General features: G+C 70.9%; 12 protein-coding genes. 11 read left to right on the plus strand and 1 reads right to left on the minus strand.

Translation table 11 applies throughout. The annotated features are described in order from the left end of the window. Positions 1–184 precede the first annotated feature (184 nt). From ACZ60M_RS16490 to ACZ60M_RS16540, 11 genes are all read left to right on the plus strand, one after another. Entirely contained in the window at positions 185–1,279 is a 1,095-nt protein-coding gene (locus ACZ60M_RS16490; protein ID WP_465418892.1) for a MinD/ParA family ATP-binding protein, read from the plus strand. A 72-nt stretch (positions 1,280–1,351) separates the two neighbouring features. Continuing rightward, positions 1,352–2,083, plus strand: a complete 732-nt coding sequence (locus tag ACZ60M_RS16495) for a hypothetical protein (RefSeq protein ID WP_465418894.1) — start codon at positions 1,352–1,354, stop codon at positions 2,081–2,083. A 45-nt stretch (positions 2,084–2,128) separates the two neighbouring features. Further along, positions 2,129–3,433, plus strand: a complete 1,305-nt coding sequence (gene hisD, locus ACZ60M_RS16500; protein WP_465418896.1) for a histidinol dehydrogenase — start codon at positions 2,129–2,131, stop codon at positions 3,431–3,433. Further along, positions 3,433–4,545: a histidinol-phosphate transaminase gene (locus ACZ60M_RS16505; RefSeq protein WP_465418898.1), complete on the plus strand. Its 1,113-nt coding sequence runs from the start codon at positions 3,433–3,435 to the stop codon at positions 4,543–4,545. Before hisD ends, ACZ60M_RS16505 begins: the two co-directional genes overlap by 1 nt. Then, complete coding sequence (gene hisB / locus ACZ60M_RS16510) at positions 4,542–5,150, plus strand: imidazoleglycerol-phosphate dehydratase HisB (RefSeq protein ID WP_465418899.1); 609 nt, start codon at positions 4,542–4,544, stop codon at positions 5,148–5,150. Before ACZ60M_RS16505 ends, hisB begins: the two co-directional genes overlap by 4 nt. Next, complete coding sequence (locus tag ACZ60M_RS16515) at positions 5,147–5,305, plus strand: hypothetical protein (RefSeq protein ID WP_465418901.1); 159 nt, start codon at positions 5,147–5,149, stop codon at positions 5,303–5,305. Before hisB ends, ACZ60M_RS16515 begins: the two co-directional genes overlap by 4 nt. 10 nt (positions 5,306–5,315) lie before the next feature. Continuing rightward, the gene (gene hisH, locus ACZ60M_RS16520) at positions 5,316–5,936 is read left to right on the plus strand and encodes an imidazole glycerol phosphate synthase subunit HisH (protein WP_465418903.1); all 621 of its coding nucleotides are present in this window, start codon (positions 5,316–5,318) and stop codon (positions 5,934–5,936) included. After that, positions 5,933–6,661, plus strand: coding sequence for a bifunctional 1-(5-phosphoribosyl)-5-((5-phosphoribosylamino)methylideneamino)imidazole-4-carboxamide isomerase/phosphoribosylanthranilate isomerase PriA (gene priA, locus ACZ60M_RS16525; protein ID WP_465418905.1), 729 nt, complete (start codon positions 5,933–5,935; stop codon positions 6,659–6,661). Before hisH ends, priA begins: the two co-directional genes overlap by 4 nt. Before the next feature lie 16 nt (positions 6,662–6,677). Continuing rightward, the gene (locus ACZ60M_RS16530) at positions 6,678–7,079 is read left to right on the plus strand and encodes a Rid family hydrolase (protein WP_465418907.1); all 402 of its coding nucleotides are present in this window, start codon (positions 6,678–6,680) and stop codon (positions 7,077–7,079) included. A gap of 90 nt (positions 7,080–7,169) precedes the next feature. Continuing rightward, complete coding sequence (locus tag ACZ60M_RS16535; RefSeq protein ID WP_465418909.1) at positions 7,170–8,897, plus strand: acyl-CoA mutase large subunit family protein; 1,728 nt, start codon at positions 7,170–7,172, stop codon at positions 8,895–8,897. 135 nt (positions 8,898–9,032) lie between these two features. Further along, entirely contained in the window at positions 9,033–9,827 is a 795-nt protein-coding gene (locus ACZ60M_RS16540; RefSeq protein ID WP_465418911.1) for a SigB/SigF/SigG family RNA polymerase sigma factor, read from the plus strand. Positions 9,828–9,903: 76 nt separating this feature from the next. Here the strand turns inward: ACZ60M_RS16540 and ACZ60M_RS16545 are convergent, their stop codons facing one another. Beyond that, positions 9,904–10,452: a hemerythrin domain-containing protein gene (locus ACZ60M_RS16545; protein ID WP_465418912.1), complete on the minus strand. Its 549-nt coding sequence runs from the start codon at positions 10,450–10,452 to the stop codon at positions 9,904–9,906. Positions 10,453–10,677 lie beyond the last annotated feature (225 nt).

The raw sequence follows: 10,677 nt of genomic DNA on the forward strand, positions 1-10,677 counted from the left end.
GCTCCGGGCGTAACGCACGCCTCACCCCCGGGTCCTCCGGCCCGCGATTCGCAACGGGCCTTGAGGGATCGTCGTGATCTAATAGTCGCGGGTGGTAATGGATTCCGGTAGGGGCGGCGACGCTCCAGTCGGCTTGAGAGCAGCTGCGAGTCCGCGGCTCGGCCCGCCCGAGAGGAGGTTGTGGGTGAACACGCCCGAAGCTTGGAACAACGACCGGTCAGACGGTTCCCGTTGGCAGAAGCTCCTGGGGCGCGGTCGCGGCCGCGCCGGTGGCGCGCAGCAGACCCCGACGCCCCCGCCGCGCGAGTCCTATCCGCCGTCACCGCCCGTGGGGCCCCCGCCGGGGCAGCCGCACTACTCGGTGCCGACCGCGGGCCGCCGTCCTCCCGTCGCCACGCAGACGCCGCCGACCGCCGCGCAGTTGGCCCGCCCGCCCCAGCAGGGCCTGCCGCCGCAGCCGCGCCGCCAGCAGCACACCGAACCCAGTCCCGTCGCGCTGCAGCGCCTGCGCCGCGACCTGGGCCGCAGTCGCGTCATCGCGTTCATCAACCCCAAAGGCGGCGTGCACAAGACGACCGCCACCGTGCTCTCGGCGGCGGCGATGGGCACGGCCCGCAACGGCGGCGTGATCGCATGGGACGACAACGAACTGCGCGGCACCCTGGGCCTGCGGGCCGGGTCGGCGCGGCACGGCCGCACGATCCGCCACCTCGTGGAGCACCTCGACCAGGTCGAGGCCGCCGGGGTGCACCTGCCCGAGCACCTGGACGAGTTCCTGCGCCACTCGTCGGACGGCTCGTTCGACGTGCTCGCGGGCGACGAGGACCCGAAGCTGCAGCGCCGCCTCGACCCGACCACGGTGCTGCGGGTGCTCGACATCCTCACGCGCACGCACGGGATCGTCTGCATCGACACGGGCAACAACGTGGAGTCCCCGAACTGGCGCACCGTCGTCTCCTCGGTGGACCGGCTCGTGGTCACCACGGTGCCCCGCGAGGACGCCGCGTTCTCGGCGGACTGGATGCTCGACCACCTCGAAGAGGGCGGCTACGGGAACCTCGTGAAGAACGCGGTGACGCTCCTGTCGATGCCGACCCCGAACCCGGGGCCGCTGCTGAACGACCTGCAGCGGCACTTCTCGCAGCGCACGCGGGCGTGCGCGGTCGTGCCGTACGACCCGTCGCTCGAACCGGGCGCGAAGATCGAGTTCTCGGCGCTGCGGCCCGAGACCCGCGCGGCGTGGTTCGAGGCCGCCGCGACCATTGTCGACGGTTTGTGACCGAGGCGTTCCGCAGCGTCGCTCCCGTACATCAGTGACGGGTGCGGGCGGCGCTGTGGCAGGATTCCAGGCGTGACTGACGACGCCGAACGCACCGTGAACCTCCGTCCGGACGCCAGTGCGAGCGGCGAAGGCGCTCCTGCAGCCCCAGGTGAAGACCCCCACGGCAGTGCTTCCAGGGACGGTGCTTCGCACCTCTACGGCAGACCCGCCCGTTCGCAGCGGACCATCGGCCGCGACCTCCTCGCCGCCGGGTTCCTCGCCGTCGTCCTCACCGCGCTCGGCCTCCCGGCCGCGATGCTGTGGCAGATCGTGTCCCCGCGCGTGGAGTTCGTGGTGGTCGAGGCCGGCTGGGCCTCCGTCGAGTCCTACCCGAGCGGCTACGTCGAGGGCGACCTCATGTTCGCCGCGATCGGCCTCGGCCTCGGGATCTTCGCCGCGATCCTCGCCTGGACCGCGATGCGCGGCAGCCGCGGCCCGATCCAGCTCCTCGGCCTGGTCATCGGCTCGATCGGCTGCCAGGTGGTGGCGTGGAAGATCGGTGCGAAGGAGTGGCAGCACTTCTGGGACTCGGTCGAGCGCGCCCCCGTCGGCGCCCACATGTGGCGGCCGCCGTCGGTGCTGTTCACCGCGCTGGACCCCGCCGCGGCGTGGGCGGCGCTGAAGGTCGGCAACTTCACAACGGCCCTGGACGCGCTCCAGCTGGGGGCCCTGGCGGTCATGGCCCTCGCCGCGACCTTCACTTACACCGTCTGCGCGGGCTGGTCACGTAGGCCCAGCCTTCGAACGGACGCTCCCGAATAGCGGTATGCCTTTTGACCTGGAAAGCCGGGCAACTACGCTTGGACCGTGCTCAGACGCATCGACCTTTCAGGAGAAGTACCCGGTTACTCGGCCCGCGCCCTGCGCGAGCTGATGCCGCGCGCCGCCTTCGACGTCAACGAAGCCCTGCGCTCGGTCCAGCCGCTGATCGACGACATCAAGCATCGCGGGACCGCCGCGGTCGTGGAGATCGTCGAGCGCTTCGACCATGTGCGTCTCGAGCAGCTGCGCGTCCCCGAGGGCGCGATCAAGTCCGCCGTCGAGGAGCTCGACCCGGACCTGCGCCGCGCCTACCAGACCTCGATCGACCGGGTGCGCACCGCGCACGAGGCCCAGCGTCTCCCCGAGGTCGTCACCGAGGTCGCGCCGGGCGGCACCGTCACCGAGCGGTACCTGCCGGTGGGCCGCGTGGGCCTGTACGCGCCCGGCGGCCTCGCCGTGCTCGCCTCCTCCGTGATCATGAACGCCGTCCCGGCCCAGATCGCCGGGGTCGGCTCGATCGCGCTCGCGTCCCCCGCCCAGAAGAACAACAACGGCCTGCCCGACCAGGGCATCCTCGCCGTCGCCGGGATGCTCGGCATCGACGAGGTGTACGCCGTCGGCGGTCCGGCCGCGGTCGGCATGTTCGCGTACGGCACCGACGAGTGCTCGCCCGTGGACATGATCACCGGCCCGGGGAACATCTACGTCACCGCCGCGAAGCGGGCCGTGCGCGGCCTCGTCGGCATCGACGCCGAGGCCGGGACCACCGAGATCGCCGTGATCGCGGACGCCCACGCCGATCCGGCGCACGTCGCCGTGGACCTCATCAGCCAGGCCGAGCACGACCCGGCGGCCGCCTCGGTGCTCATCACCGACTCGGCCGAACTGGCCGACGCCGTGGATGCCGAGCTGGAGCGCCGCGCGCCCGAGACCCGCCACTCCGGTCGCATCCTGACCGCGCTCGCGGGGGAGCAGTCGGGGACGATCCTCGTTGCCGACATCGACGAGGCGGTGGCCGTGGCCGACGCCTACGCCGCCGAGCACCTGGAGATCCAGACCGCGAACGCCCGCGAGGTGGCGCTGCGCATCCGCAACGCCGGGGCCATCTTCGTCGGGGCGTACTCGCCGGTGTCCCTCGGCGACTACTGCGCCGGGTCGAACCACGTGCTGCCCACGGGCGGTTGCGCCCGCCACTCGGCCGGGCTCAGCGTGCACACGTTCCTGCGCGCGGTCCACATCATCGACTACACGCGCGAAGCGCTCGCGGTCGTCGCCGACGACGTCGTGGCCTTCGCGAACTCCGAGGACCTGCCTTCGCACGGCGAAGCGGTATCAGTGAGGTTCGAATAGTGAGCGAGATCGAGAACCTGCTCCGCGAGGACCTGCGAGGGCAGTCGCCGTACGGTGCGCCGCAGCTCGACGTCCCGGTGCAGCTGAACACGAACGAGAACGCGTTCGCGATCCCCGAGGACGTGGCGGCCGTGATCGCCGAGTTCATCGGGCGCGAACTGCGCGGCCTCAACCGCTACCCGGACAGGGACGCCGTCGCTCTCAGGACCGACCTCGCCGCGTACCTCGGCCACGGCCTGACCGCCGACCACGTGTGGGCCGCCAACGGCTCCAACGAGATCCTGCAGCAGCTGCTGCAGGCCTTCGGCGGGCCCGGCCGCACCGTGCTCGGCTTCATGCCCTCCTACTCGATGCACCCGCTGCTCGCCCGCGGCACCGGCACCGGTTTCATCGATGCCGGACGCGAAGCGGGCTACACGATCAGCCCGCAGTTCGTGCGCGACGCCATCGCGAAGCACGACCCGGACCTGGTCTTCCTCGTCTCGCCGAACAACCCGACCGGGACCGCGCTCGACGCCGACGTCATCGACGCCGCCTACGAGGCCGCGCGCGGCATCGTCGTCATCGACGAGGCCTACGCCGAGTTCGCCCGCGACCCGCGCTCGACCGCGTTGGGCCGCTTGGAAGGCCGCAAGCGCCTCGTCGTGACCCGCACGCTCAGCAAGGCGTTCGCGTTCGCCGGGGCCCGCGTCGGCTACCTCGCCGCCGACCCCGAGCTCGTCGAGAAGCTCCTGCTGGTGCGCCTGCCGTACCACCTGTCGAGCATCACCCAGGCCGCCGCGCGCGGCGCGCTCGCGTGCGCCGCCCAGCTCCAGGCCGAAGTGGACGAACTCAAGCACCAGCGCGACCGGATCGTCAAGAACCTGCGCGCCAAGGGACTCCCCGTCGCCGACTCCGACGCGAACTTCGTGCTCGTCGGCGGCCTGAGGGACGCGGCCGCAGTCTGGAAGCTGATCCTCGACCACGGCGTGCTCATCCGCGACGTCGGCCTCCCCGGCCGCCTGCGGATCACCGCCGGGACCGAGGACGAGACCACCGCGCTGCTCGACGCCTTCGAAACGGCGATCGAGGAGCGACCCGAAATGTTCGACCTGCAGGAGCAACAACCGTGAGCCGCACCGCGCACATCGTCCGCACCACCGGTGAGACCAGCGTCGACGTCTACGTCGACCTCGACGGCACCGAGAAGACCGTCGACATCGCCACCGGCGTCGGCTTCTACGACCACATGCTCCACCAGCTCGGCAAGCACGGCGGCTTCGACCTCAAGATCGCCGTCAAGGGCGACCTCCACATCGACTCCCACCACACGATGGAGGACACCGCGATCGCCCTCGGCCAGGCCTTCGCCGAAGCCCTCGGCGACAAGGCCGGCGTGGTCCGCTTCGCCGACGCGTCCGTGCCGCTCGACGAGGTGCTCGCGCGCGCCGTCGTCGACCTCTCGGGCCGCCCGTACATGGTCCACGAGGAGCCGCTCGACATCGCCCCGATGATCAGCACGGACTACCCGACCTCGATGACCCGCCACATCCTCGAGTCCTTCGCGTACCACGCCCGGATCTGCCTGCACGTCACCGTGCTCCGCGCCTCCAACCCCGGCCAGAAGCCCGACGCGCACCACGTGATCGAGGCCCAGTTCAAGGCCCTCGCGCGGGCCCTGAAGTACGCCACCCGCATCGACGGCACCGACATCCCGTCCACCAAGGGCGTCCTGTGAGCTACGCCGGGCCGATCCTGCTCATGGCGCTCGCGGGCATCCTCCTGGGCGGCTCGCTGAGCCTGCGCAACAAGGAGAAGTACCCCGCGGCGATCATCGTGGCGGTGGTCGCCGTGGCCGCGTTCCTCGGCGCCGTCTACCTGATCTACGGCTAGGGGAGACCTCATGGCGAAAAAACCCAGTGTGGCCCTGTTCGACTACGGCTCAGGCAATCTCAGGTCCGCGTTCCGCGCCCTGGAACGCGCCGGGGGCGACGTCGAGCTCACCAGCGACCTCGGCAAGGCCCGCCGCGCCGACGGGCTGTTCGTGCCCGGCGTGGGCGCCTACGCCGCCTGCATGGAGGGCATCCTCAAGCACGGCGTCGACACGGTGATCCGCGAGCGCGTCGCCGCCGGGGCCCCGGTCCTCGGCGTGTGCGTCGGCGAGCAGGTCTTGTTCGAAGAAGGCGTCGAGCACGGCGTCGAGACCCGCGGCGTCGGCGTCCTCGAAGGCCGCGTCGAACTCCTCGACGCGCCCCGCATCCCGCACATGGGCTGGAACACCGTCGAAGCCGCCGAAGGCATGCGGCTCTTCGAAGGGATCGACCCCGGGGAGCGGTTCTACTTCGTGCACTCCTACGCGGCCAAGGCGGTCCCGCCGGGGGCGCTGGCGGCGATCGCGGTGCACGGCGAGCCGTTCGTGGCCGCTGTGGAACGCGGCAGCCTGGCCGCGACCCAGTTCCACCCCGAGAAGTCCGGCGACGCCGGGTACGCGCTCCTTTCCAACTGGATCAAGGGATTGAAATGACCGAACTCCAACTGCTTCCGGCCGTCGACGTCACGGGCGGTAAGGCCGTTCAGCTCGTCCAGGGCGTCGCCGGTTCCGGCAAGGCCTACGGCGACCCGATCGAGGCCGCCCTCGAATGGCAGCGCCAGGGCTCGGAGTGGCTGCACCTGGTGGACCTCGACGCGGCCTTCGGGCGCGGGACGAACCACGAGCTGCTCGCCGAGGTCGTCTCCAAAGTGGACATGAAGGTGGAGATCTCCGGCGGCATCCGCGACGACGAGACCTTGAAGCGCGCCTTGGACTCCGGGGCCCGCCGCGTCAACATCGGCACCGCCGCCCTGGAGAACCCGGAGTGGTGCGACCGCATCTGCGGCGAGTTCGGCGACCGTGTCGCCATCGGCCTCGACGTCAAGGGCGGGCGCCTGGCCGCGCGCGGCTGGACCCGCGAGGGCGGCGAGCTGTTCGAGACCCTGGAGCGCCTGGAGCGCGCCGGGTGCGAGCGGTACGTCGTCACCGACGTGAACAGCGACGGGATGCTCTCGGGCCCGAACCTGGACCTGCTGCGCTCGGTCTGCGAGGCCACCGACAAGCCGGTGATCGCCTCCGGCGGCGTCTCCTCGCTCGACGACCTGCGGGCCCTGGCGGGCCTCACGGGTATCGGCGTCGAGGGCGCCATCGTGGGAACGGCGCTGTACGAGCGTAACTTCACGGTCGCTGAGGCGTTGAACCTGTTGAAGGGAATGTAACCACTAGGAGGCGCGCATGGCATTGGTCGAACGGGTACCGGAGACCGGGCCGTGGGCGCAGCTCTACGGTTATTCGCGCGCGGTCGCGGTGGGGCCGTTGGTGGTCACGAGCGCGTGCACTGCCGACGTCGAGGCGCGCCCGCATCTGCGGGGCGACGCCGCCGGGCAGGCCCGCGAGGCCTTCCGGACCGCCTTGGACGCGATGGTCCACGCCGGGGCCGGAGTCTCGGACGTCGTGCGCTCCCGCCTCTACGTGACCGACCCGGCCCACGCCGACCCGGTGGGCCGGGTCCACGGCGAGTTCTTCGGCGTCGTCCTCCCCACCGCCACCGTCGTCATCGTGAGCGGCCTCTTCCACCCCGGCCAGATCGTGGCCGTCGAGCTGGAGGCCTTCCGCGCCTGGAGGGACATCGACTAGCAGATGCTGTGCGCCTGAACGATCGTTCAGTAGTATGGGAATCGAGTCCTACCCTGACTCGCCCGTACTCGCCAAAAGTGAGGTGTCACCGTGGACGCTGAGTCGATCGCCGAAGGCCGGGAGCGCTGGGCCAAGCGCTACGCGTCGGCCGCCAAACGCGAAGCCGACTTCACCACCCTCTCGGGGCTGGAGACCGAACCGGTCTACGGCCCGCCCGAAGGCGTCGCCGACCCCCGCATGGACCGCATCGGCTGGCCCGGCGAGTTCCCCTTCACCCGCGGGCTCTACCCCACCGGCTACCGCGGCCGCCCCTGGACCATCCGCCAGTTCGCGGGCTTCGGCAACGCCGAGCAGACCAACGCCCGCTACAAGATGCTCCTCAAGGCGGGCGGCGGCGGCCTCTCCGTCGCGTTCGACATGCCCACCTTGATGGGCCGCGACTCCGACGAGCCCGCGTCCCTCGGCGAGGTCGGCCACTGCGGGGTCGCCATCGACTCCACCGCCGACATGGACCGCCTCTTCGCCGGGATCGACCTCGGCGGCGTCACCACCTCCATGACCATCTCCGGTCCCGCGATCCCCATCTTCTGCATGTACCTCGCCGCAGCCGAACGCCAGGGCGTCGACATCTCCACACTGGACGGCACTCTCCAGACCGACATCCACAAGGAGTACATCGCGCAAAAGGAGTGGCTGTTCCCGCCCGAGCCGCACCTGCGCCTCATCGGCGACCTCATGGAGTACTGCTCGCACCACATCCCCCGCTACAAGCCGCTCTCGGTCTCCGGCTACCACATCCGCGAGGCCGGATCGACTGCCGCGCAGGAACTCGCGTTCACCCTCGCCGACGGGTTCTCCTATGTGGAACTCGGGCTTTCGCGCGGCCTCGACGTCGACCGCTTCGCCCCCGGGCTCTCGTTCTTCTTCGACGCCCACATCGACTTCTTCGAGGAGATCGCCAAGTTCCGCGCCGCCCGCCGCATCTGGGCCCGCTGGCTCCGCGACGTCTACGGCGCCAAGACCGACCGCGCCCAGTGGCTCCGCTTCCACACCCAGACCGCGGGCGTCTCCCTCACCGCCCAGCAGCCCTACAACAACGTCGTGCGCACCGCCGTCGAAGCCCTCGCCGCCATCATGGGCGGCACGAACTCCCTGCACACCAACGCACTCGACGAGACCCTCGCGCTCCCCACCGACCAGTCCGCCGAGATCGCCCTGCGCACCCAGTCCGTGCTGCGCGACGAGACCGGCGTCCTCAACGTCGCCGACCCCCTCGGCGGCTCCTGGTACGTCGAAGCGCTCACCGACAAGATCGAGGCCGAAGCCGAGAAGATCTTCCTCCAGATCCTCGCCCTGGGAGGGGAAACGGGGGAGGACCCGGCCGCCGTCGCCATCGAAGCCGCCAGGCGCCACGCGATCGGCCCCGTCACCACCGGCATCCTCCAGGGCATCGAGGACGGCTGGTTCAACGCCGAGATCGCCGAGGCCGCCTTCACCTACCAGCAGCAGCTCGAAGACGGCACCAAGCACATCGTCGGCGTCACCGAACTCCACGACACCGTCACCCCCGACCTGGAGATCCTCCGCATCTCCGGCGACGTCGAGATCGAGCAGAACGCCGTGCTCGGGCGCCGCCGCGCCGGACGGGACAACGCCGCCGTCGCGCAAGCGCTGGCCGAGATCGTCACGGCCGCCAAGGGAACGGCGAACCTCATCGAGCCGATCCTGGCGGCCGCCCGCGCCGAGGCGACCCTGGGGGAGATCTGCGGGGCGCTGCGCGAGGAGTGGGGCGAGTACCGCGAGACCACCGGCCTCTGACGTCGCCCGCCCGCACTTCGCGGGCGGTGATCACTGGACTCGGGTGCCCGGCCGGGCCTACAATGAGGGAGTCAAAATGCCCTAACGGGGCCACATGCCTCAAACCGATGCCCATGCGGGCAGGAGGGCGATCGCATGGCAGACAATCGAAAGAGCAAGCAAAAGGGCTCGGACGAGTACGGCCACCTGGCACCGCTGTTCCGGGAACTGGCCTCGCTTGACGAGGCCGACCCGCACCGGGCAGAGGTGCGGGAGCGGCTGGTCACCGGGCACCTTCCCTTGGCCGAGCACATCGCGCAGCGGTTCGCGGGCAAGGGCATCGCGAAGGACGACCTCGTGCAGGTCGCCTCGGTGGGCCTCATCCACGCGGTCGACCGCTTCGACCCCGACCAGGGGGCGGATTTCCTCTCTTACGCGGTCCCCACGGTGATGGGCGAGGTCCGGCGGCACTTCCGCGACACGAGCTGGCCGATGCGCGTCCCGCGCCGCCTGCAGGAGCTGCGGATCGCGCTGAACCAGGCGGGCGGCGAGCTGTCGCAGCGCCTGGGGCGCCCGCCCACTGACGAGGAGATGGCCGAGCACCTGGACATCACCGTCGCCGAGGTGCAGGAGGGCTACGAGGCGCGGCAGGCCTACCGGGCGGTCTCGCTCGACGAGCCGCCGTTCGCCGACGGGGAGCGCACGACACTCGCCGAGTCGGTGGGCGAGGACGACGCCGCCCTCGAACTCGTCGACAACCACGAGTCGCTGGTGCCGCTCATCCAGGAGCTCCCGACGCGGGAGCGGAAGATCCTGGCGCTGCGGTACTACGGCGACATGACCCAGACGCAGATCGCCGAGGAGGTGGGCATCTCGCAGATGCACGTCTCCCGGCTGCTCCACCGGACACTGGAGGACCTGCGCGACGGTCTGGACAAGACGCCCCGCTAGGGGCGGCAGGCGAAGGACACTGCACGGTTCCGGGCCGGTCCGCTACGGACCGGGCCGGACCGCGTCCTCATGCCGCTCACGGGCGGATCGAGTCGCGGATGCGGTTCATGAACCCCGGGCCTGGCGGCAGCACGCGTTCGGCGGGGAGGTCCCGGGCGGTGAGCGGGTTCGGCCGGGTCGGGGCGGTCTCCCTGGCCCAGACCATCTTGGCGCCCAGCTCCTCGAGCGTGGCCTCGCTGCACGACTGCTGGAGCTGCGGCACGAGGTTGTGCTCCTCGTCCCGGACGTGGTGGCGGTAGTCCTCGATGAACTCGTGCAGCTTCTGCTCGAAGTGCGGGTGGTCGGGGCCGAACACCTCCAGGTCCTTCATCAGGCCGTCGATCCGGTGGTGCTCGTCGATCTCGTGGCGCACGACCTTGTCGCCGTCCGGTACCTGCCGTCGGACCTCGGGGAACACATAGCGCTCCTCGGCGGTCCACTGGCGGACGGTCTCGGCGAGGGCGTGGTCGGCCAGGGCCTTGCGGTCGCCTGGGCGGCCCCGGTGGGATTCGAGGTCCGTGAACACCTCCTCCATCGCCCGGTAGTCGTCCGCGAGGACTCTGATGAGGTTGTTTTCGGGTGTCATGGCGGCCTCCTCCGGTCAGACCCCGGGCGTACCCGGCACCGGCCGCCCGAAACCCGCGGGCCTGGCGCCCCCTTGGCGGCCGGGGCGCGGGGCGGCACGGGGACGGGGGGGGGGGGGGGGGGGGGGGGGGGGGTGTTTCTGCCCCCCCCCCCCCCTCCCCCGGGGGAGAGAGGACAGAACAGATTTCGCCCCTCCCCTCTCCTCCTCCCTCCGGCCCACGCTCTC

It is taken from the genome of Glycomyces sp. NPDC050141 (assembly GCF_055586545.1).

Coding starts and splice junctions, on each gene's coding strand:
- ACZ60M_RS16540 (WP_465418911.1), top strand. CDS start 9,033: ATGGCAGACAATCGAAAGAGCAAGCAAAAGGGCTCGGACGAGTACGGC.
- priA (WP_465418905.1), top strand. CDS start 5,933: ATGACCGAACTCCAACTGCTTCCGGCCGTCGACGTCACGGGCGGTAAG.
- ACZ60M_RS16545 (WP_465418912.1), bottom strand. CDS start 10,452: ATGACACCCGAAAACAACCTCATCAGAGTCCTCGCGGACGACTACCGG.
- hisH (WP_465418903.1), top strand. CDS start 5,316: ATGGCGAAAAAACCCAGTGTGGCCCTGTTCGACTACGGCTCAGGCAAT.
- ACZ60M_RS16530 (WP_465418907.1), top strand. CDS start 6,678: ATGGCATTGGTCGAACGGGTACCGGAGACCGGGCCGTGGGCGCAGCTC.